The sequence below is a fragment of the Bacillus sp. FJAT-27001 genome, assembly GCF_019039175.1.
Lineage (GTDB): Bacteria > Bacillota > Bacilli > Bacillales > Bacillaceae > Bacillus > Bacillus velezensis.
On record NZ_JAHOAA010000001.1, the window covers coordinates 940,079 to 962,795 of the forward strand.

Genomic DNA, 22,717 nt, shown 5'->3' on the forward strand with positions numbered 1-22,717 from the left:
TTTTTAAGTCGGATTTTTGCAAGAAGTTTCGTTTCTCTCCCTTTTTATTATAAGAAAATGGAGGTACACTTTTAAACGTTGATTTTGTCAGGAAAGGGGTTAAAAGAAATGAAACAAGCGATTTTAAAACGGGCTGCGTTCAAACAATCCTCTGATCACAAACTCTCATTATACGCGCTGACTTGGCCGATATTTATTGAGGTTTCATTATATATGTTTATGGGAAACGCCGACACTCTTATGCTTAGCCAATACTCTGACAACAGTGTGGCGGCCGTGGGTGTCAGCAATCAGATTTTAAATTTAATTATCGTGATGTTCAGCTTTATCGCAACGGGCACGACAATTGTGATTTCACAGTTTTTAGGATCTAAACAGAAAAAAGAGGCGCAGGAAGTGGCTTATGTATCAATAGGAGCGAACTTTGTCATCAGTCTCGCCATCAGCGCCGCCATATTTTTTGCGGCCGTTCCGCTGCTTCATGTGATGGGTCTTTCCAATGAATTGATGCCGGATGCCAAAGTCTTTTTGCAGGTGGTCGGCGGGCTGTCCTTCATTCAGGCTTTGATTATGACGTTCAGCGCCATTTTAAAAAGCTACGGTCATACGAAGGATACGATGTTCGTTACGATCGGGATGAATATTTTAAATATTGCCGGAAACTTTCTTGTCATTTTCGGGCCGCTCGGCCTTCCGGTGTTAGGCGTCGCCGGTGTTGCGATGTCAACGTCCTTCGCGCGGATCATCGGGCTGTTCGCGATGATTGTGATCGTTAAAAAACGCATCGGACTCGGTCTGACATGGCAAAAGATTTTTCACGTCCATAAAGAGCACTTGCGAAAACTCCTGAAAATCGGGATTCCGTCTGCCGGCGAACAGCTGTCTTACAACATTTCGCAAATGGTTGTCACTTATTTTATCGCCATTATGGGCGCTCAGGCACTTACAACAAAGGTTTATACACAAAACATCACCATGTTTATCCTGCTGTTCGGAACGGCGATCAGCCAGGGCACACAGATTTTGATCGGCAGATATATCGGCGCCAAACGGTTTGACGACGCTTATGACCGCTGCATGAAAAGTCTGTACTGGGCGCTTGGCATTGCCGCTTTGACATCCGTGATCATGACCTTGTTTTCAAAGCAGCTAATCGGAATTTTCACAAGCAGCCCTGACATAATTGCGACGGCGAGCATGCTGATCGCCATGACGATCATTCTTGAGCCCGGCCGTTCATTTAATGTCATTATCATCAACTCGCTGCGGGCTGCCGGAGATGCAAAATTTCCCGTCTACATGGCGATGATTTCCATGTGGGGTATCGGTCTGCCGCTCGCTTATCTGTGCGGCATCCATTTCGGATTAGGGCTTATGGGCATCTGGATTTCATTTATCGCGGATGAATGGGTCAGAGGCATTCTTATGTACAGAAGATGGCGGTCGCGGATTTGGATTCAAAAAGGGATTGCATAAACGCCCGAAGCTTCGTTATGAAGCCGGGCGTTTTTTATGCTTGCGAAAGCTGTTGTCTCATGTCACCGAGCTCTGATCGGTAATGTGCCGCTAAACCGGTAACGGCGGGCCTTGAGTATAACGGAAACAGCTCCAGCTCTTCAGACGCCTCCTCGAAATACGCCTCGGCCTCGAATGCGATGTACTCCCATACATTCATAAAAGCTTTGTTGACGGTATGGCTCTCCAGCTCTTCTTCCGTATAGCCGAATTGCTTCATCACCTGGCGCGGGAGACGCTTTTTCGCCCGCTCGTCCGTATGGACCTCCAGAAGCACCCGGGTCAGCTGAATGGCTGCTCCTAATGAAACGGCTGCATGGCGGAGTTTCTCTTGGTTCCGGCGCGCACAAACCGGCAGCAGCAGCAGGCCGAGGGCTCCGCCTGTTTGGCCCGCATACATCAGCAGGTCATCAAACTCTTGATAAGTTACTTTTTCTCTGTCAGAGATTTGGCCGGCGATAAACTCACGTAACGGCTCTTCTTCAAGCGCAAATTGCTGCCGCACATCGGTGAGCGCCTCCCACAAAAAGCCGTCGGCGCGTGACCCGTTCAGAAAGTCTTGTGCCGCCTGTTCAAATCCTCCAAGTTCCTGCACATCAAGCCGGTCAGCTTCGTGAAACAAAGCAAGCACCGCCCATGCGGCCCGCCTGTTTTTTGGCGGCAGGGATGAGAAAGTCCGTTTATATAAAGGAAAGTGCGCCTCGGCAAGCTGGGCGCATGTTTCGTATTCGGTCATGGTATCACTCCTCTGTTTTTTAGTGTACCATATGTTTCACAATAAAAAGACCGATATCCTTCAGCGGAAACCGGTCGCGGCACTGTTATTCTTCTATATCGATACGGTACGCCTCAAACCATGTATGGATCTGGGCAAGATGGGCGATCAGCTGCGGGCCTTTCATCAGCTGGCCGAACCACGGAACCTGAAAAGATGAACCTTCTGTCTCCAGCAGCATTTCCAGCTTCTTTCTGTCAAGCAGGGTGTGAAGCACGGAATCTTTCTGTTGTAAAATCGTTTTCAGCCATTCTGTGACCCCCTGCGTGTATTTCGGGTGATGCGTTTTCGGATAAGGACTTTTTTTGCGGTACAAAATATCTTCAGGAAGCAGTCCTTCAAGCGCTTTCCGCAAGATACCTTTTTCCCGGCTGCCATGCATTTTCATTTCCCAAGGAATATTCCAAACGTATTCCACAAGTCTGTGGTCGGCGAACGGCACCCGTACTTCAAGACTTGCGCCCATGCTCATGCGATCTTTGCGGTCGAGCAGATTTGTCATAAACCAAAGCATATTTAAGTAGAACAGCTGCCGTCTCGCTTTATCTGTTCCCGTCTCACCATCTAACAGCGGCGTTTCCGCAATGGTTTCTTCATATCTCGCATTCACGTATTCTCTAAGATTCAGCCGTTTTTGCCACTTTTCATCCAAGAGCGTGACCCTCTCCTCAGTCGACCTCATCCAAGGAAATCCCTCTTCTTCTGCCGCTGTGTGAAACCACGGATATCCGCCGAAAATTTCGTCCGCACATTCTCCGGAAAGGCTCACGACAAAATCTTTTTTAATTTCCCGGCAGAACCATAATAGCGATGAATCAACATCAGCCATGCCCGGCAGGTCTCTGACGAGAACGGATTCCTCCAGATGTTCAATCAGCTGATCCTGCGTAATCACGCACTTATGATGCTGTGTGCCGAATGCATTTGTCATTTTATCGATCCACGGGCCGTCATCATTCGGCTGAAAGGCGCTCGCTTTAAAAAATTTGCTGTTCTCCTCATAATCAATTGAATAAGTATGAAGGGGATCTCTGCCTTGTTTCTCAAAATGAGCCGCGGCTATCGCGGTTATCGCGCTCGAATCAAGCCCCCCTGATAAAAACGTGCAAACCGGCACGTCAGATACGAGCTGGCGTGTCACTGCATCCTGAAATAAGTACCGAATGTGAGCTGCGGTTTCATCGAAGCTGTCTGTATGCTTTTCGCTCTTTACATTCCAATAACGCCATATGGACAAACCGTCCTTTGAGAAAGTGAACGCATGGGCGGGACGCACCTCGTGAATTCCTTTAAACACCCCGCAGCCCGGAGTTCTGGACGGCCCGAGTCCGAATACTTCCGCAAGTCCGCCGCTGTCTGTGCGGGCTTTCACATCAGGATGAGCAAGGATGGCTTTCAATTCCGACCCAAACAGAAAGGAAGAGCCGTGTTCTTTATAAAAAAACGGTTTGACGCCGAGCCGGTCTCTTGCCCCGAACAGCCGCTTGCGCTTTTCATCCCAGATGGCAAAAGCGAAAATACCGTTCAAGCGGTCCACGCACTCCTCCCGCCACTCAATATAGCTGTGCAGCAGCACTTCTGTATCAGAGGTCCTCTCAAAACGGTGGCCCCTCGCCTGAAGCTCCTTCCGCAATTCCTCCGTGTTATACAGCTCGCCATTATAAATGATGGTGTACGTTTCCTCTTGATGCGTGCAGGCCATCGGCTGGCGGCCGCCTTCAATGTCAACGACCGAAAGTCTTTTATGTCCGAATAAAACATGGGGCTCTCCCCAGACGTTTGAATCATCAGGCCCTCGTTTTGAAAGAGTGTCTATCATATTGTTCATAATATGTTTCTCTTGGACGAGCTGCTTTTGAAAATCGACCCAACCCGCAATTCCACACATGTGATATCAGCTCCAATCCCGTTTCTGTCGGTATCAAATTCGTTTCTATCAGCACTTTACCCAGTTTATGCAAAGAAACGCAGATAGTTGATTTGTCCCACTAAGAGTTGTATGAGACAAGCCCGATTTGGAAAGAACGGAAGAGAAGAAACAAACAAAGGAGACCGGCACGGTTATGAAACGAAAACAGCTTTTCTCAGAAAAAAACAAATGGGGTCGCGGCACCCTGATGATAGAGGACGGCATCTGCCTCGTCGAAAACGATGAAGGCGATATCCTGCTGGCAGACAGTCTAGGAAACGCAGACGTATTGATGAAACGCGGCGGCAGATGGCAGCCGGCACGGATTTGCGGCGGTGCGGCCGAAATCGGCGCAGACACCATCCCCCTGCTCGGCGGGGAAGAAATCCGTTATGAAAAGGCGGTCAAACGGCCGCTGTTAACCTTGCTCGATTCGCTGGACGATGAAACGTTTCTGCTGTTTCTCAGCCATCTGCACGGGTTCGGCCTGTCTGTATATGATTGCGTATTTTCCTACAATCAGGCGCTGTTTTCCGGTGAAGGCGTTTCGTTTTATCACTTCTCGGCGGATGACACACAATGCGCCCTGCAGCATCACCGCGGCAGCTCGGGTAAACACGACAGATTTGAATGGACGGCATCTGACGGGCGGCGCTCCATTATGTATTCTGCGGCAAAACAAGACGGCACCGCGTAACAAACAGGCGGCACCTTTTAAATAGGTGCCGCCTGATGTATTCAGCTTTGTTTTTCACGCTGATTGATGCCCGGCGTTTGCTTTTACCCTTCACAGCCGTAGCTTTTGCGGAAACAAGAGTGATTGACGCTTTTGGCATCCTGCACATCTCCTTCGCCTCATCAACATCCCCTGTCACGGCATTTCTCATTCAGCGGCACAGTTGCGCAGAATGTATGCGCAACTAAAAAAACCCGGATGCATCCGGGTTTTTCAAGCGATTGATTAAAATACGTGAAAGCCGATCGGCAAGTGAAGGCCGAGCAGCACCGTCAGGACGAGCACGATAATAAAACCGATCCACAGTCCGCCGGTTGATTTGCCTTTTTTCTTGCGGATGACGAGCATTTCCATCAGTCCGATGGTAATGATGCCGAGCAGCATTTTTCCGGCGTACTCTCCGTTCCAATTCGCAAAACGGACAAAAAGCTCAGCTCCGGTCAGAATAATAATAATGTAGAATAAGCGCAGAATCATATGCGTAATTTTTGCGCCCTTCGCTTTTCCGGAACCGTACAGCCCGTAGCTGACAAATACCAGGATAAGCGCAACGACCCATGAAGTAATATGCCAATGTGTCATTATGTTCAATTCCCCCTATCAGATCAATCTGCCTCACTTATGGTACCACAACAAGCCGATCGGAGCATTATCAATCGTGCGAAAGACACACAATTATCCGATTTGGTTCGACAGCGTGCCGATCGGTTCAATTGTAATGTCAATGCGGTCCCCCGGCTTTAAAAATTTCGGCGGCTTAAACCCTTTTCCGACACCGGACGGCGTCCCCGTCGCTATAATGTCACCGGCTTCAAGCGTCATCCCTTTTGACAGCGTTTCGATTAATTCAGCTATCGGAAAAATCATGTCACCCGTTGATCCTGATTGGCGCAGTTCTCCGTTCACCCGCGTTTCAACTTTCAGGCTTTGCGGATCACTGACGGCCGACTTATGTACAATGACCGGGCCCATCGGGCATGTCGTATCGAGGCTTTTGCCGATAAAAAACTGTTTATGTTTCTTCTGCAGATCGCGCGCTGTTATATCATTTACAATTGTATAGCCGAATATATGATCAAGCGCATGTTCTTTGGAGATGTGCGATCCGCTTTTAGATATGATTACCGCAAGCTCCCCTTCATAATCAAGCTGCTCCGTTACGTCCAAGTGGCTGTTCACTGTTTCTCCGTGACCTGTAACGGCAGCGGGGGCTTTCGTAAAAACCATGGGATGCTCCGGTATATCAGCCTCACTCCCCATTTCAACAGCATGATCACGATAATTTTTCCCGATGCAGATCACGTTCTTTGAAGGTCTCGGAATAGGCGCGCAAAGCTTTACGTCAGACAGCGCATACATAAATGAACCCGACTCGTCATTCGGTTTTTTCGCCCATTCCGCAAGCTGTCCGGCATGCGCGACAAACTTATCTCCTTTTTGAATGCACTCGATCAGCGAACCCGGAATCGTCTCAAGTTCAAACAATTTTTTTTCAGCCTTTTGCAGATCTAAGATTTTGTCATCATCAATGATCAGACCGACAAATGTTCGGCTGTTCAGTTCCCCTGTCGCAAATTTCATGTTAATCCCCCATCATTTTTAAATCTGGCATTCCTTTATGTATTCTTCCTCCGGGCGGGAAATTCCTCTTTTAAACAGGCTGAAAATAAGTGTAAAAGAGTATCAAAAATTGTCACTTTTTTAGTCATATTGACGAAATAAAACCTTCTTGGCCAAAATGGGTTATACTATTATCATCCTATGTTTTCCAAAATAATCGAGAATTGGAGATCACACGATGAACAAAATTGAAGAAAAAAGATTAACTTTATTCGAGACAGCGCAAAAATTCGGAATCAATGCGACGGAGACCATCAGGTGCAGCCAGGAGCTGGACAGCCTTTTAAACGGGTGCCGGGGCGGGCTCATCCAACAAACGAAAGACAGCGGGCTGAACCCGGCCGCACAGATTGAGCACGGCCGCACCGCAGGAAAAAAAGAGGCTTTCTCATAAACGTGATATGTATATAAATCTGTATCATTTATGTATAAGACCCGGCATGCGTAAAGCGCCGGTGTTTTTACGTCTAAAGTTTTTTCCGCTCACAAAAATGTGCATTTGTCATAAGCTATTTTAGGCAGGCAGCCCAGATAAGCTCCTGGAGTGCAGTCATGAAAATCTTCACGAAAAGGATGTGCTCGTATGCCCGCAATTGTCGGAGCGTTTAAAATTAATGCCGTCGGTACGAGCGGAGTCGTTCATATAGGCGACTGCATCACCATTTCTCCAAAAGCAGAGGTTAAGACATTTGCCGGAGCGGGCAGCTTCAATACCGGAGACAATCTCACACTGACGAATTACAGGAATTCAACGAATGTGTACGATAATGATGTAATCGATCAGCCGATGGCAGGAAACGCATAAAGGAGGCGCCGTATGAATTTTTACGTCAATCAGTCGATCCATATCAATTACATGCGTGTAGAATCTGTCAGCAATTCCTCCATACTGCAAATCGGAAGCGCCGGTTCAATTAAATCTCTTTCCAATCTGTACAACACAGGGAGTTATGTTGAGCCGGCGCCGCCTGTCACCGCGGGGCAGCAGACTGTAACAACAGGGGGGGGTCCCGGCACCTCATCATTTGTACCGCTCCAGCCGCCAAGCCGGTAGTTTTAATGAAGGAAACGAGACGCGAGGTGAATGTCATGTATGATCAATCCGTTTCATCCTACCTGCAGAATTTAAATTCTTTCGTCCAGCAGCAGGCGCAGCAGATTCAGGAGCTCGAACGGCAGATGAAAGAATTCCAAAATGAAATTTCAACGCTGAAGCAGCAGCCTTCTACAAGAATCGATCGGCTCGAGTATAAATTTGATCAGCTGAAAATTGAACGGCTGGAAGGAACGCTGAATATCGGATTGAATCCGACTGATCCGAATGCCGTGCAAAACTTCGAAGTCGGCCAGACATCTCCGCAGGTCGGAATGATGCAGCAGGAACAGGCGGGCCAGCAAATGCAGCAAATCCGTCAAAACGTCGATATGTACCTGAATGAAGAAATCCCCGCGCTTTTAGAGCAGCTCGAAACTCAGTATGAGAGCAGGCTGGACGAAGCGAACAAATATCATATTATTGAAGATATCAGAAAGCAGATGGACAGCCGGATTCAGTATTATCTGTCCCATGTCCCGAAAGAAGAAAATACGGCGCCCGCGCAATATGCCGAGCAGATTGCCGAACATGTGAAGCGTGATATTGTCAGGGCCGTCGAGCACTTTATTAAGCACATACCTGGTGAAATGAAAGGTGATGATCCGTCATGATTTTTACAGTGATTAACCGGAATATTGAAGTCGGCGACATCCGGTCTACCGGTGTATCCAGTTCTTCCTTATTATTAATCGGCGACACCGATTCCGTCTATCTGTCTTCCATCTTTGACACGCCTCCGGAATCTCTTATTATCGGGCCTTATGTGCCGCTGGCGCCGGAATAATGTTAAAGCGCATTTCACGCCTCCGGAACGCCAAAATCAATTCAGTCGGGATTGCGAGTGTCTTTCAAGCAGGCGATACAAATGAAATCAATATGCGGATCAAAGTATTGGCCGATCAGCGTAGTCTTGCTGTATACAGAGATGATGAAGGCTCATTTAACAAAAAAGAATACCAGATTTTTCGGCAGCCGGCCGTCATGCCGTTACCGGAAACGGGAGTCCAAAGCGCATTCTGCCATGAAAACCCTTCAATTCGGGTAAGGAATGTGAAAGTTCAAGGGGTATCGTCAGCATCCGTGGTTCAAATCGGATCGACGTCGATCGTTCTGGGAGATTCGCGGCTGAAACATATTAGGCAGATCTTCACGCCAAGCTCACAATCACAGCAGCCCTGACATATAATGACGATGAGACTTCTATAAAGGGTGTCGTTTATGCCAGCAATTACCGGACCTATAGCTATCAATTCCATATCGGGCGGAGTCGTAAACTTTGGTGATTCCTTTTACCTTTCTCCAAAAAGCTCTTCTAAATCTGCGCTCGGTTCGGGAGCAGGCAATACCGGAGATTTCCTGTTATTAAACAACGTTGTCAATGCGACAAACTATATAGACCCCGATGTCAGCGATCAAAATGTGGTCGGAAACGCCTAAAAAGCAGCCGCTCTTTCAGAAGAGGGCTGCTTTTGGTTCAGCGTTATTTTCGTTCATTTGCTTTTTTTGTTTTTACAAGCTTTTCCGGCGGCTGTTTTCTGATCCATTTCACAAACCGCGCGAGTTTCGGGTCACGCCGCAGCTCTTCTATTCCCGTGAGCCTTGCCGCAAGCTCCTGATTCGTATAGAGCGCGTGAACCTGTTTATGACAAGGGATGCAGAGCATTGCGGTCGGAAGGAATGTCCCGCCTTCTTCCTTAGGCGTTAAGTGGTGCTCCGTCAGCCGCACATGATGGCGGCCGCATAATTCACATGTGCCCTCGGCAGAATCGGCCATGGTTCCTTCTCCTTTCTACATGATCTCCAAGGTGACCCGGGTGCCTTTCCCGCCCGGTTCGGACGGATGAACGATTAATTTTTTCGGCAGACGCGCTCTCAGCTCCTGCACATGGCTGATCACTCCGACGGATAAGTTGTCCGATTGCAGCTTTTCGAGCGCTGTGACAACGGTGTCTAAGAGCCCTTGGTCAAGAGTTCCAAATCCTTCATCTAAGAAAAAGAATTGCAGCGGGTATTGCCCCCGCAGCTGAATCTGGGCGGACAAGGCAAGCGCAAGCGACAGCGATGTCAGAAACGTCTCTCCGCCGGAAAGGCTTGATACGGGCCGTTTGACGCCTCCGTTCGCGTCATCACGCATGACGAAACCGCCTTCTGAATCGACTAATATGGCATACCGCTGCCTTGTCAAAGCTCCGAGACGGGCAGAGGCGTCTCGAGCCACGCTTTCCAGCTGTTCTTCCGCTAAAAATTCGACGAATGTATTGCCTTTACATACAGACTGGAGCTTATCAAGCCTGTCAATCTGTGTCTGCCAGCTTTTCAGTTCGGCTTCAATCTCTTTAAAGCGCTTATGCTGTTTTTGCATAACCGCGAAGGCTTTTGCCTGTGCTCCTTTTTCCTCCATGGCGGCGCCTGACTCAGCCTCTGCCTGCTTCAGCAGAGAAACGGATGCTGTCCATTCTTCCTCCGATATCCGGCGCTCGGCTAATTTATCAGTAACACGGCTGATATTTGCCGATAGCTGTTTTGAGGTGTCCAAGAACTCATCTATTTCTTTTTTCATTTCCTCAGCACGCCCTTGCGGAAGCAGACTTTTTTTGACTTGGTCCGGGTCGGCAAACCCGGTGTCTTTTGACCTCACGCGCCAGTCGTTTTGCGCTTTCTCAAGGGAGGTCTCAGCATCCCTGAGTGACATGAGACTCCCGGATTCCCGGCCTTTTGCGTCATTCAGTGATTGCTGCGCCTGCTTCAGCGCGTCGAATAGGGACTGTTCTTTGGATTTTAACAGCTGTAATTCCTGCCGCACCGCTTCAAGCTTTGCGGAAATTGATGTTTCTTCGGCTGCTGTTCCGAGCTCTTGTTCATATCCGTCAATCACCTGCTGCAGGCGCTCAGACGCATAGTGAAGCTCGAGCCGTTCCCGTTCAAGCCGATGCTTCATCTCCTGCAGGCGTTCTTTCTCCTCTTCATGTTCCTTGAGGAATGCGATGCTTGTTTCAATGCGCTTCTCACATTCTTCTGCCTGCCTGTCCTTCTCATCTATCGAAGCCTGCCAGGCGTCAATCCGGTTTGGCGGAATATCACCGCAGACTTCATTGTACTGATTCAATCGGCTTTCTGACAGCGATTCAAGCTCTTCTAATGAATGTCTGAGACGGCCGGCTTCTTTTTCCTCGTAGCGGATTCGTTCGGCAAGCTGCTCAGCTTGTTTCACCGTCTGCTGATGCGCGCTGATCAGTCTTGTGACCTTCTCTTTTACCGACAGCATATCCTGTTTCATTTGTTTCCATTCCAAGCGGACGGCGCTGAACGCTTCATCAAGCGGGCGTCCGCTGATGGAGGAAGCGGCTTCCAGCTCCGGAACCCGGACGCTTTGCAGAAACGGACATTCTTCGGTAAAACGCCCCGACTGTTCTTCTAATGCAACCTTGGCTGTCAGCACTTCCTGAGAAAGAGCCGCCGCCTCAGAAAGCAGCGCTTCAACCTGCTGCAGCTGTTCCTGTACAGCCGTATCAGGCGAGAATGTTTCATGAGCGGAACGCGGGCGGTCATGCTGCGTCGAGCCGCATACAGGACAAGGCTTTCCTTCGATTAGTTTTTCCGATAATTCTTTTGTTAATGCAGCCGTTCTCGCTTCCTCTGAGCGCCTGCGGAGATCGGCTTGCGTTTTGTCAGCCCGTTCGGCTGCGGCTTTCAGTGAACGTTCCGTTTCACAGACCATATGGTAAACGGTTTGAAGCGTTTGATAAGCGTGCGTAATATCTTCCTCTTCCGTTTTCGCTTTCGCTGTGAGCGACTCGCTTTCTCCGTTCAGCTTCTCCACGTTTTTCAGCTGCGTTGTCAGATTGGCCCGTTCTTTCGTGATTTGTTCCTGTATCTGCTGAAAGCCTGCCGCCAGCTGTGCGGCGGTCTGGCATTTTTTCCGTTCATCGGCGGTCACTTGAACTGCTTTCAGCTCTTCTTTCAGCTCATTCTGCCTGTTTTGGCCGCGGGTCAGGCGGTCTTTCACTCCGGCCAGCTGTTTCGAGGCGGCTTCGTATTCTTCCTCTTTTTTGCTGTGTTCCGCATTTGTTTTTTCCGCTTCTTTTTTCGCTTCAAACAGTTTTTGTTCAATGGCTGAAAGTCTTTGATACAGCTCTTCTTCCTTGACAAGCTTCGGCTCCTGTTCGGCCTTATGGGCCCGCCATGCTTCATAGGCTTCATTTTGCCGGGTAAATGAAACGGTTTCCGCCTCTGATTTCCGTTTGGCCAGTTCGTGTTCCCGTTCGGCGCGCTGCTTCCGGCGGACGGCTTCTGTGTAACGGTCTGCGTACGGCTCAAGGGCGAGAGCTGTTTCCGCCTCTTTAAGACGCTCAGTCAAATCCGTGATGTACGGGCGTCTTTCCTCAAGCTTTTTCTCCCGGCGCTCATATTCATCTCTTTCTGTCTGCAGGTTCCAAATTTCCTGGTGATTCTCAAAGCGCTCTTTTGCCCGGACCCGTTTCTTCTCAGCTTCTTCAAGCCGTTCGTTCGCTTCGTGAAACTGCTGTTCAGCCTGCTTCAGCGCATCTTCTCCTGCGTCTCCGAGGCCGGATTGTTCGGCCAGCATTTCATTTTTTTTCGCTGCCGCTTCCTGCGCCCGCCGCCGCAATTTTTTGACAAGCCTGTCCCCGTACTGTTCCAGATTAAACAGGCGCTGGAGCATATGTCTTCTTTCCGCGCCTTTAAGCGACAGAAACTCGGCAAACTTTCCTTGCGGCAGCACGACGGCTCTTGTAAAGTCGTCAATGGTCAGGCCAAGAAGCTCCTCTACCTTTTTGTTCACTTCATTCGCTTTATCGGCCAGCACCGTTTGTTCGTCTTTGATTTCAATCAGGCGGCAGAGGGCGGTTTTTACTTTCGTTTCATCCGTTCTCTTAAAAACGCGCTCGACCTTGTAGGAAACCCGGTGGCCGGATTGAAGCGCGAATGTAAATGAGACGGCGAGCTGCTCTTCGGCATGATTCAGGATGCCGTGCGTATTATTTGCGGCGCGCTCCACTTTTCCGTATAAAGCGAGTGTCATGGCATCAAGGATCGACGATTTTCCGCTTCCGGTCGGCCCGAAAATCCCGAACACCCCGGCTCCTGACAGTCCGGCAAAATCAATGGTCTGTTCCTCCCTGAAGCTGTGGAGCCCTTTTATCGTTAACAGAATCGGCTTCATGTCGCATCCTCCTCATCATCTGCTGACGCAAGCTCTAAAAACAGCTTGACCATCTCCTCATCCGGCACGCCGCCGCCCGTTTGTTTTTCATAAAACTTCTTAAATCGATCCTCAATTGATGTGTGTTTCACTTCAATCCGGTCATTTTCGGTCTCTTTTTCTTCAAAAACCGGCCTGATATGGATAAAGCCGGGATGCGCCTTTCTCAGCCGATGAATTTCCTCGAGAGAAAGCTGATCCGTCAAATGGATATCAAGATCGATCCAGGCATTCCGGTCACGCCCTTCATCAAGCCAGCCGTGAACCTCGCTCAGCCCCTGCGCTTTCCATTTGACAAGCGGTTTACCGGAAGACAGGAAAATCTCTTCCCACTTCGCTTCTCCGCCGGGCTTCGCTTCTACCACCGTCACCGATTTGGCATAACCGGCTTCTGAAAAGCTGTATGCCAGCGGAGAGCCTGAATAACGGGCAGCCGTCTTGGCGCGCTTGATCGTTTGCGGACGGTGGAGATGGCCGAGAGCCACGTAAGCCGCATCAGCCGGCAGGCTGTCAGCGGCAACTGTGTAAGCGCCCCCGACTTCAATCGGACGCTCTGAATCGGTCTGGTTTCCCCCCGCGACATAAATGTGGCTCGCCGCGATTTTCACGGCATCGTCCCGGCACAGTCCGCACATGTGAGCAAACGCCTCTCTGATTTTGACATCGTAATGATCGCGAAGAAGCTTTTCCTCAAACGTATCAGAAAGCACTTCGTTTAATCTCGCCTCTGACGGATATGCCAGCGCAGCTACGGCTAACAGCTCGTCCGCCGACGGCACTTCAATATGCACAGGTTCTGTCCGCGGATAGCCGATTAAATGAATGCCGCGCTCATTTGTTAACGGAGAAGCCGCCGCCAGCCTGTCGGGATTGTCATGGTTTCCGGCAATGACGACAACCGGGCGCTTTCCGCCGTCAGAAAGCGCGGAAAGACTTTCGTAATACAATTGTTCAGCGAGCGCAGGCGGGTTGACCGTATCAAATACATCCCCCGCCATAATGACCGCATCAATATTTTCTTCCTTGACAATGGTATTCAGCTCTTCCAATACCTCAGCCTGCTCGCTCAGCCGGCTTCTGCCTTCCAGCGTTTTGCCGAGGTGCCAGTCAGCTGTATGTAAAATGCGCATACCGCATTCACCTCACTTTTTGATAGAAAAAAAGATCCGCTCCAAAAAGGAGCTTCGGATCTTGTTACAGTGTAAGAACGTGACCTCCATCGAAAAAATAGAGCGCACGCCCTTTCACTTTCGTTTTTGTAATTTGTTCAACCGCTTTTGTATACAATTCGATTTGTGTTTCATACCTTTTTTGCAGAATCGGAGCCGCGCCTTCAAATCCGTTCCGGAATTTCCCCTCTATCCGATCAGTTTTATAGTCCAGCAAATAGAGACCGTCCGCAGTTTCATAGAGGCAGTCAATAATCCCCTGCACGAGCAGCGGTTCACCGGCCGTTTCGGCATCCTTGTACACCTCGCCGGCCGGAAGCGCCATACTGAACGGCACTTCCCGGTCAATCCGCAGCGCCCCGAGAAGGTCTTTCCCGATTTCAGTTCCGAAAAACTGGACAATTTCTTCTATATCAATAGCTTCCTGCTGTTCTTCTGTCAGCAGCTCTTTTTCGTAAAGCATCCGGACCGTCCGCTCCGCTTCTTCGGCAGTCGGAACGTGCGTCAGCGGTATGTGCTGCATCACCGTATGCATCGCCGTCCCTTTTTCGGCGGCTGTCAGCCCTTTTTTCATCATAAAACCGGGACGCCTGTATAAAAGCGTGTCTCCTGACGGTTTGATGAGAGAGCGGCCGCTGTATTCATCCTCGTATTCTTGCTTTCTCTTCAGCTCAGAAACTGACTGCTTCGTTCTGATAGCCGTCAGCTCTCGGTACGGATATTCCCATTCAAGCAGACGGCGCGCCTGATCATCAAATGAAAACGAATCAGGAATCGGCTCACCCTGCTGTATTGCTTTTAGACGTTTGCTCTTTTCTTCAGCACGCTCTTTTGGATTCTCTTCCAGCAATTCACTTTGCTGAAGCATCCGGATGTGAAAACGCGACGGGTCGCGCGCGATATCCTCAGATGAGGAAAGTCCCGGCGTCCTATGCGCCTCCATGTCACGGTGGCGGATGAGCGCCGGCCCGATAAAGTCCAAATAAGATGACGCCTGATAGCGGTCGAATTCAGAAAGAAGCCAATCGGCCCGGTCTGCTTGCGCCTGCCATTTGGCCAGCTGTTTTTCCCGGTTTTTGCAGGAACCGACGAGAAACAGCTTTTCCTTCGCTCTGGTCAGCGCCACATACAATACGCGCAATTCTTCGGATAAGAGCTCTCTGCGCATCTTTTTCTTCATCGCCACAAGCGGAAGAGTCGGATAGCTGATTCTGAGTTCCGGATGAATATACTTCGTGCCGAAACCGAGCTCTTTATCAAGCAGGTATGATTTGTTGAGATCCATCATATTAAAACTTCTGCCGAGTCCGGCGGTGAAAACGACGGGAAATTCAAGTCCTTTGCTGCTGTGGATCGTCATCAGCCGAACGACATCCTCCTGCTCGCTGAGCGCCCGGGCCGTCCCCAGATCATCGCCGCGCTCCTGCATCCGTTCAATGAACCGCAAAAAGCGGAATAACCCGCGGAACGCCGTCGCTTCGTACGAGCGCGCCCGGTCATACAAGACGCGCAGATTGGCCTGGCGCTGCTTTCCGCCGGGCATGCCGCCTGCATAGTCAAAATATCCGGTATCGCGGTATACTTCCCAAATCAGCTCAGACACCGAATGATTCGTCGAAAATGACCGCCACTTTTGCAGACTGTCATAAAAAGTTCTCAGTTTTTGATACAGTTCATCATGTCTGTCAGCGTTCGCTATATATGCTTTCAGCGCTTCATAAAACGGCGCTTTTTTCTTTTCAAGGCGTATCAGCGCAAGTTCATTTTCGTCACAGCCGACGATGGGCGAGCGCAGCACGGAAGCAAGCGGAATATCCTGATACGGATTATCAATCACCTTCAAGACTGAAAGCGCCGCAGCCACCTCCACGGCTTCAAAGTAACCCGACGTCAAATTGGCGTACACCGGAATGCCCTGGTTTTTCAGCTCTTCCATTAATTGCGGCGCCCACGGCATGGAACGCAGCAAAATCACGATATCCCGGTACTGGATATTCCGGTGTGTTTTTGTTTTGCCTTCATATACCTTAAACGGAGATGAGACAAGCTTTCGGATCTCCCCGGCTATCGCTTTCGCTTCCCAGTGCACGGTTTCAAAGTCTTCGGCATCCTCGGAGCTGTCTGCGTCATCAGCGCTGTCAATCAGCAGCAGTTCCGTTTTTGCCGCGTCATTCGGCGGATACGATGCGCCGAGCTTCAATGCCGCCTGTTCATCGTAGTCCACTTCGCCGATTTTTCCGCCCATCAGCTGCTTAAACAAGAAATTCGTACTGTCCAAAATATCGGAGCGGCTGCGGAAATTTTGGTTCAGGTCAATTTTCTGACCCGCGCCTTCCCCGCTTTCTGTAAACCTTTTATATTTCCCGAGAAACAGCAGCGGCTCAGCAAGTCTGAAACGGTAGATCGATTGTTTGACGTCGCCTACCATAAACAGATTTCCCGCCTCTTCATTCCCGCTTTTAACAAGCTGCAGGATAGATTCCTGCACAAGATTGGTATCTTGATATTCATCAACCAGAACTTCATGAAACTGGTCTTGATAATAAACGGCCGCTTCGCTCGGCACCCGCCGGCCTTCTTCATCAACCGCAGTTAAAATCGCCAGGCAGTAATGTTCCAAATCTGAGAAATCAATAATTGATTTTTCTTGTTTCGCCGCTTCAAATCGTTTTCCGTACGATATCACGAGCTGAACGAGCGTTTCGATGACAGGCTTCATATCTGCTAAACTCTTTAAGTGATCTTGCGGACTTCTTGTAAAATAATCGGTCTTTACCTTTTCGATCAGTTTCTTCGCGCCGTTTCGCAAATCGGTCGCTTCGTCCAAAAGCGCTTTGTCAAATTCATCACCCTTTACCGCCTTCGCCCGCTTAAATGAGACTGCGGGAACCCGTTCATACAGCGCATCGAAGTCATGCCGGCAGCTGATCAGCTCTTCTATCTGCTGAAGGTCATCCAGAAAATTATCAGCGCGCGGGGCCGGCCCGCCGGGCGCTTTTGTCAGTTCAAGCGCCTTCTCAAGCTTTTGTTTTGCCCCGAAGAGCGCCATTTCAGCATCTTCTTTCACATACTGGTAAAACGGAAGCTCTTCCATTTTGCTTTCTTCCGTCACATCATACAGGCGGACAAAGCTTTGCAGCCATACTTCCGGGTCAGGATGCGACCGGGAATACTCGTACACCCGTTTGACAAGGTCTTGAAGATCAAGATCATGCCTGTCTGTCGTATATCTGTCCGCAAGCTCAAAAAACGCCTGATTCCCTTTTGCGTATTCATCTTCAAACAGCTCATCAAGAACTTCGTCTCCGAGCAATTCGCCTTCCGTCTGGTCAGCCATCCGAAAACCGGGGTCAAGATCAATCATATAATAATATTTTTTAAGCACTTGCAGACAGAAAGAGTGAAGCGTCGAAATGCTCGCCCGATTCAAGAGAGAGAGCTGCCGTCTGATATGCAGAGATCCCGGATTTTTGGCGAGCTCTTTTTCTAATGCTTCCGCGATCCGATGCTTCATCTCCGCTGCTGAGGCGTTTGTAAAGGTCACCACAAGGAGCCTGTCAACATCAACCGGATCTTCTTCCGCGGTTATCTTTCTGATCATCCGTTCCACGAGCACGGCCGTTTTACCTGATCCGGCTGCGGCAGCGACCAGAATATCGCGGCCGGAAGAAACGATGGCGCTCCATTGGTCATCCGTCCATATGCTGTCTTTCGGTTTAGGAATTTGCATCATCATCCGCCTCCTTCTTCAGCCAATCCAGTATGGTGCCGTCTTTTTCCGCTTTCAGGCTGCGGTATTCATTTTCCTTAAGCGACTCATCAAACTGGCACACCGATTGAAACGCACAGTACGTACAAGGCGTCTTATCTTTCAGCTTATACGGGGTAATGGACACAAGCCCGTCCGTTATCGCTTCGCCCGCCTGTTCAAATGTCCGCCGCACATGGTCTGTCAGCAGATGAAAATCCCGTTCGCTGACCGCGGCTGAGTCGGATCTTAAAGAACCGTCCTTTTTCAAACCGGCATTGACGATATTTGAACGCCCTTCCTCCAAAGTCGTGTCCATCAGGCTGATCGCCTCCCGGTCACCGAGGAGAAGGCCTTTCATTTTAAATTTCTTAAAAATTTCCTGCTCGATTTCATCAAGCCCCATCGGCAGACTGGCCTGAATCATCGGATCATGAATATGGAAATACAAAACGCCTGCCGGGGTCGCTTTCATACCGAGCCAATCTTCGGAATGTGTAATCGATAAGTCAAGATATGTGAGCATTTGCAGAGCGAGCCCGTAATACACCTCAGCCAGATCAAGCCCCCTGTCGCTTGATTTATAATCAACGATTCTCAGCAGCAGGCCTTTTGAACTTTCCGCTTTATCCACGCGGTCGATCCGTCCGACGAGTTCCATCGTACAGCCGTTTTTCAGCGTGAAAGTGAGCGGAGGCAGCGGCCCGCTTCCGCCGAAACCGAGTTCAAGACCGACCGGGACGAAACCGCTCGCCTTCGCATGCTCGCTTAATATGCCTGAAACACGCGTGACGATCTTCTGCAGTTTTTCCTTCACATAAAAGTGTCTGTTTGAGCTGAGCAGAATCTCTTTTTGCAGCTTTGGCGCAAGCCGTTCCACCGCTTCATAGGAGAAATTCCGGCACTGATCTTTCGTCAGATCGCGCCATTCCAGCTTCTGCTCACGAAGCCGGTCTGAAATCAGCTTCAGGCTGGAGTGAAACAGCTGGCCGATATCCGGCGCGTCCAGCTTGAAAAACTGCCGCTCTTTTAATTGAAGCCCGTGAGATGCAAAATGAGAGAACTGGCAGGCATTAAACGCCTCCATCCGGGAGACGCTTCCTTTAATATGCTCGCCGTAAAGCTGGCGCGAAACAGGCCGTTCTAGACGCTTCGCCTCATTGCGGAAAAACAAGCTTGAAAACAGCTTTTTCGCACGCCGGTGATCAGGCTCTTTCATCAGCACATTGTATGCGCTCCACCATACGTCACTGATCTCGTACTCTCTTGTCCACAGCCTGAGCTGACTTGCCGTATATGTCTGAGCCACCTGTTTATTGACGAGATACTGAAGCTGCTCTTCTTCGCTTACCTGCTCGGGATCAGCCGCTGACAGCTTTTCCTGATGATCGGGAAACAGCTCGCCAAGCCTGTTTACAACGATTGACGGCAGGAGCGTTTTTCCTTCCGCATCGGCAATCGGGTATGACACATAAAGACGGTCAGACGGACTCGACAGCGCCATATAGATGAGAAAATGCTCATCAAGCAGCCGCTCACGCCCCGCGGAAGACAGCTCCACTCCGACTGCTTTCAGCCACTCCCTGTCATCATCAGACAGCACGCCGTTTTCATCCGGGCGCGCCGGAAGAACGCCGTCATTGGCACCGATGACGAATGTGCAGGACGTGCCGTACATTCTTGAGAGATCCATATTCCCTACAAATACTTGGTCAAGCGCGGGAGGAATTAAAGAAAAATGAAGCGATTCCGTTCCCGTTTCAAGCATTTGCTGGAACAGCGCCAAAGATATTTCATCTTCACCCATCATGCCGGTAAACTCCTCGAGAAGCTGGATAACGGCATCCCACGCCTGGCCGTGCTGCTGCGCTTCGATCATGTTTCCGGCCTCTTCGGCCCGCTGCCTTTTCCGGTCCAGCTTCAGGGGAACATCGGTATCTTCCAAAAAGAGATAAAGAGCCTCCGCCATGCTTTGAACCGTTTTCGCTTTTTTCATCCGGTTCTGAAGCCGGACAAGGGGTGCAGCTATCCACTCTCTCGTCTCATTCAGCATGTGTTCCATCTCTATTTCCTGATCCGTCTGCGCGAAATCCTCATCGAGCGATACGAAGCGCCTGTATACAAACCGCTCGCCGTTCGTCCAGCGCTCCCCTTTAATGCCGTAGGCGATACAGTAATTTTCAAGCTGATCAACCTGCTCTCTTATTTTCTGCTCCGGCTGATCAAGCGGGAATAACAGTTCGGTTTTCGCACAGCGGAACACCGCTTCATATCTCCAGTTCCCCTTCACGACATCCAGGCTTGAACGGATGAATTCAATAAGCGGGTGATGCTGCATAGAAGCTTTTCCGTCAATAAAATAAGGAAGCCCGTAATCGGCAAACACTTCCTTCAGCAAATCTTTATAATCTTCCGGCTGACGGATGAGAATCGCCATATCTTTGTACCGGTATCCTCCATCCCGGACAAGTGATTGAATTTCCCGGGCAATACCTTCAAGCTCAGCTCTTCTGTTTTGCGCCTGCATGACGGTAAAAGCTTCCTGTCCGCCGGTATACGCCGCGGCGGGACGCACATCGTACTGCGACTCTATACAGGCAAGCTCCGGCGCATACTGATGCCGCTTCGTGCCATGCAGTTCCTTGCAGGAAATATCGGCATTCAATTCCTTTGCCGTCTGATAAAGCTTATAGTATGTGCTTCCCGTCATTCTGAACAGATCGAGCTCATCCGGTGCCTGTTCCGCCGAAGGGCTGTCCGCCGTCAGCGAGAATGTGACATGTTCAGCATGCATGATCAGCTGCTCCAGCACCCTTAATTCCTGCGGCGTAAATTGATAGAATCCGTCGACGTAAACACGGGCGCCTTTTACAACGTCCGCCAAAGGAATCTGCTGAGCGAGCAGCGTCAAATAATCCTCTGAATGCAAATAGTGTCCGGCGAGGCTTCTTTCCATCTGCTGATATAAAATGCCTAAATCATGAAGTTTTTCAGACAGCATCCGCTCTCCGCGATATTCTGACGCCGTTCCGCTTTCCGCCATGCGGCGGACGTCTTCAGGCTCAATACAGTACCGCTTAAACTCTGTCAGCATCCGTTCCACCTGCTCAGTGAATCCGGTTTTGTCACTCGCTTTTTGATACACTTTAAACTCGTGCTTATATTCTTCAATCAGTTTCCTTAAAAGCATCTGCACACCCGTCGTCGTCACAAACGGGCGGTTCATGCCCCCGGTATGCTGAAGCACGCGCCACGCCAAACGCGAAAAACTGAACACTTGAGCGCGTATCATGCCGCCGATATCCGGCGTTTTAGCAAGCTCATATTCCATTAAAAACGTCATTTGATCCGGGACTAGAAAAATGATCGGTTTCCCGAACGGCTCCCGGCGCAGTTCATCTTGAATGCTGTCGATAATCAGCCTCGTTTTCCCACTCCCCGATCTGCCTACTAAAAACTCAACACCCAAATTAAAAGACCCCTCTCTTTTTATCTTTCTACATTTTATCGAAAGTTGACGAAAATGACCAATCTCATCTGCTGGTAAAAACGGGATGACTGTTTTAAAAAATATCGTTTTTGACCAAAATAAAGAAAAAAGGACTAATGATGATGTCAGAATATCCCGAAGTAATTGTACGGACGGCTCTGTCGTTCAGCATTCTGTTTATCGGCGCCCGGATACTCGGTAAACAAACCATTTCACAGATGACGCTTTTTGATTTCATTGCGGCCATCTCGCTCGGCGCCATCACGGCAAATCTGTCGTTTAATACAAAGCTGCCGATTCATTATCATGTCATTGCCTACATTATTTTCGTGGCAATCATTTACCTTGTCGCATATCTTTCTATGAAAAACAGGGCCCTTAGGGGTTTCTTTGCAGGCAAACCGACCATTATCATTCAAAACGGTAAAATACTTGAGCATAATATGAAAACGATGCGTTATACCATCGACTACTTGAACCAGCAGCTGCGTGTAAATGACGTATTTGACATTTCTCAGGTTCAGACTGCCATCATTGAAACAAACGGCAGCATGTCAGTGGAGGTCAAACCGGAATTTGCGCCCGTTACAAGAAAGGATCTCGGCATCTTTGCCGGACATGAAAAGAACTTTGCCGTTGAGCTGATTATGGACGGCCGGCTGGTGATGAAGAATCTGGAAGAAAACCACGTATCGGAAAAATGGCTGAGAGAAGAATTGGACAAGAGAAACCTCAAACCGGAAGACGTCGTATACGCTGTGCGCGGAAGCAACGGCCGGCTTTTTGTCGACACATACGACGACCATATTACATCGCCGCTAGATCAAGAATAAAAATGACATCCGCACATGTCACGGGCTGCCGCCGTATAATACCCTATAAACATCCGGGGGTGAGTCCAATGCACGAGAATTTTTTTCATTATACAGCCATCTGCAGTGACGATTCTGTGCTTATCAAGGATCTGGTAAAATCCATAAACGGTGAATACAGCGCTGTGATTTGCTACTCAATATTAGCCGAAAAAGCGCCGACCGCAGAAATCAGAAGACGAATCGAACATATCAGAGAGGAAGAAGTGCGCCACCTGCACGCTTTCTCTTCACTGTATACGTCAATTACCGGAAAACAGTTGACGCCGAAACAGACGGAGCATTGTCCGCACACATACAGAGAAGGACTGAGGGCGGCGTTTTATGATGAGCAGAAAACGAATGATTTTTATTTGCAGGCATCCGATAGAGCGGTGCATCCGGAAGCGAAGCGGTTATTTGCCCGCACAGCATTTGACGAGCAGCGTCATGCCGTCTGGTTTTTATACGATATGGCCCACTCTCCTTCCCACCATACAGGGGGAACGGTATCAAACGCGCCGAACACAAGCTACACCGAGGTGAATACCGGCAAATAACGGTTCAGGCAGATCACGCTCCCCCGC

20 protein-coding genes are annotated in these 22,717 nt (G+C 49.6%); 11 read left to right on the plus strand and 9 right to left on the minus strand.

Going from position 1 to position 22,717, the window contains the following annotated elements:
• The first annotated feature begins 108 nt into the window (after window positions 1-108).
• Window positions 109-1,476 (plus strand): MATE family efflux transporter, encoded by a 1,368-nt coding sequence (locus BGM27_RS03975; RefSeq protein ID WP_007409156.1) that lies wholly within the window; start codon window positions 109-111, stop codon window positions 1,474-1,476.
• Window positions 1,477-1,510: 34 nt separating this feature from the next.
• Here the strand turns inward: BGM27_RS03975 and BGM27_RS03980 are convergent, their stop codons facing one another.
• On the minus strand, window positions 1,511-2,251 hold the full coding sequence (locus BGM27_RS03980; RefSeq protein WP_007409157.1) for a squalene/phytoene synthase family protein: 741 nt from the start codon (window positions 2,249-2,251) through the stop codon (window positions 1,511-1,513).
• Between the two features lie 85 nt (window positions 2,252-2,336).
• Window positions 2,337-4,178, minus strand: a complete 1,842-nt coding sequence (asnB, locus tag BGM27_RS03985; protein ID WP_007409158.1) for an asparagine synthase (glutamine-hydrolyzing) — start codon at window positions 4,176-4,178, stop codon at window positions 2,337-2,339.
• Between the two features lie 175 nt (window positions 4,179-4,353).
• Between asnB and BGM27_RS03990 the strand changes: the two genes are divergently transcribed.
• Window positions 4,354-4,896, plus strand: coding sequence for a DUF2777 family protein (locus tag BGM27_RS03990; protein WP_032865262.1), 543 nt, complete (start codon window positions 4,354-4,356; stop codon window positions 4,894-4,896).
• A gap of 264 nt (window positions 4,897-5,160) precedes the next feature.
• Here BGM27_RS03990 and BGM27_RS03995 read toward each other — a convergent pair whose 3' ends face one another.
• The gene (locus tag BGM27_RS03995; protein WP_007409161.1) at window positions 5,161-5,517 is read right to left on the minus strand and encodes a YisL family protein; all 357 of its coding nucleotides are present in this window, start codon (window positions 5,515-5,517) and stop codon (window positions 5,161-5,163) included.
• Window positions 5,518-5,610: 93 nt separating this feature from the next.
• The gene (locus tag BGM27_RS04000; protein ID WP_007409162.1) at window positions 5,611-6,516 is read right to left on the minus strand and encodes a fumarylacetoacetate hydrolase family protein; all 906 of its coding nucleotides are present in this window, start codon (window positions 6,514-6,516) and stop codon (window positions 5,611-5,613) included.
• A gap of 217 nt (window positions 6,517-6,733) precedes the next feature.
• On the opposite strand from BGM27_RS04000, the gene BGM27_RS04005 reads away from it, so the two are divergent.
• The 7 genes from BGM27_RS04005 to BGM27_RS04035 all read left to right on the plus strand — a co-directional run bounded on the left by BGM27_RS04005 (window position 6,734) and on the right by BGM27_RS04035 (window position 9,088).
• Window positions 6,734-6,949: an aspartyl-phosphate phosphatase Spo0E family protein gene (locus BGM27_RS04005; RefSeq protein WP_007409163.1), complete on the plus strand. Its 216-nt coding sequence runs from the start codon at window positions 6,734-6,736 to the stop codon at window positions 6,947-6,949.
• A gap of 189 nt (window positions 6,950-7,138) precedes the next feature.
• Window positions 7,139-7,360, plus strand: coding sequence for a spore germination protein (locus BGM27_RS04010; RefSeq protein WP_003155135.1), 222 nt, complete (start codon window positions 7,139-7,141; stop codon window positions 7,358-7,360).
• Between the two features lie 12 nt (window positions 7,361-7,372).
• Window positions 7,373-7,609: a spore germination protein GerPB gene (locus BGM27_RS04015; protein WP_007409164.1), complete on the plus strand. Its 237-nt coding sequence runs from the start codon at window positions 7,373-7,375 to the stop codon at window positions 7,607-7,609.
• A gap of 35 nt (window positions 7,610-7,644) precedes the next feature.
• Window positions 7,645-8,262 carry a spore germination protein GerPC gene (gerPC, locus tag BGM27_RS04020; RefSeq protein WP_007409165.1) on the plus strand — a complete coding sequence of 206 codons (618 nt, stop codon included), beginning with the start codon at window positions 7,645-7,647 and terminating at the stop codon, window positions 8,260-8,262.
• The gene (locus BGM27_RS04025; protein WP_003155141.1) at window positions 8,259-8,435 is read left to right on the plus strand and encodes a hypothetical protein; all 177 of its coding nucleotides are present in this window, start codon (window positions 8,259-8,261) and stop codon (window positions 8,433-8,435) included. Before gerPC ends, BGM27_RS04025 begins: the two co-directional genes overlap by 4 nt.
• Window positions 8,435-8,830, plus strand: coding sequence for a spore germination protein GerPE (locus BGM27_RS04030; protein ID WP_007409166.1), 396 nt, complete (start codon window positions 8,435-8,437; stop codon window positions 8,828-8,830). The genes BGM27_RS04025 and BGM27_RS04030 overlap by 1 nt, the downstream gene beginning before the upstream one ends.
• A gap of 39 nt (window positions 8,831-8,869) precedes the next feature.
• A complete protein-coding gene (locus BGM27_RS04035) occupies window positions 8,870-9,088 on the plus strand; it encodes a spore germination protein (protein WP_003155143.1) in 219 nt (72 codons plus the stop codon).
• Window positions 9,089-9,131: 43 nt separating this feature from the next.
• On the opposite strand, the gene BGM27_RS04040 is transcribed toward BGM27_RS04035, so the two are convergent.
• The 5 genes from BGM27_RS04040 to addB all read right to left on the minus strand — a co-directional run bounded on the left by BGM27_RS04040 (window position 9,132) and on the right by addB (window position 21,258).
• A complete protein-coding gene (locus tag BGM27_RS04040; RefSeq protein WP_007409167.1) occupies window positions 9,132-9,425 on the minus strand; it encodes a hypothetical protein in 294 nt (97 codons plus the stop codon).
• 15 nt (window positions 9,426-9,440) lie between these two features.
• Window positions 9,441-12,833 carry an exonuclease subunit SbcC gene (gene sbcC, locus BGM27_RS04045; RefSeq protein WP_007409168.1) on the minus strand — a complete coding sequence of 1,131 codons (3,393 nt, stop codon included), beginning with the start codon at window positions 12,831-12,833 and terminating at the stop codon, window positions 9,441-9,443.
• Window positions 12,830-14,002 (minus strand): exonuclease subunit SbcD, encoded by a 1,173-nt coding sequence (gene sbcD / locus BGM27_RS04050; RefSeq protein WP_007409169.1) that lies wholly within the window; start codon window positions 14,000-14,002, stop codon window positions 12,830-12,832. The genes sbcC and sbcD overlap by 4 nt, the downstream gene beginning before the upstream one ends.
• A 64-nt stretch (window positions 14,003-14,066) precedes the next feature.
• The gene (gene addA / locus BGM27_RS04055; protein WP_007409170.1) at window positions 14,067-17,771 is read right to left on the minus strand and encodes a helicase-exonuclease AddAB subunit AddA; all 3,705 of its coding nucleotides are present in this window, start codon (window positions 17,769-17,771) and stop codon (window positions 14,067-14,069) included.
• Window positions 17,758-21,258: a helicase-exonuclease AddAB subunit AddB gene (gene addB / locus BGM27_RS04060; protein WP_007409171.1), complete on the minus strand. Its 3,501-nt coding sequence runs from the start codon at window positions 21,256-21,258 to the stop codon at window positions 17,758-17,760. The genes addA and addB overlap by 14 nt, the downstream gene beginning before the upstream one ends.
• 140 nt (window positions 21,259-21,398) lie before the next feature.
• Here addB and BGM27_RS04065 point away from each other — a divergent pair, with 140 nt between their 5' ends.
• Both BGM27_RS04065 and BGM27_RS04070 read left to right on the plus strand, forming a co-directional pair.
• Entirely contained in the window at window positions 21,399-22,112 is a 714-nt protein-coding gene (locus BGM27_RS04065; RefSeq protein WP_023842860.1) for a DUF421 domain-containing protein, read from the plus strand.
• Window positions 22,113-22,180: 68 nt separating this feature from the next.
• The gene (locus BGM27_RS04070) at window positions 22,181-22,690 is read left to right on the plus strand and encodes a ferritin-like domain-containing protein (RefSeq protein WP_007409173.1); all 510 of its coding nucleotides are present in this window, start codon (window positions 22,181-22,183) and stop codon (window positions 22,688-22,690) included.
• The last annotated feature ends 27 nt before the right edge of the window (window positions 22,691-22,717 follow it).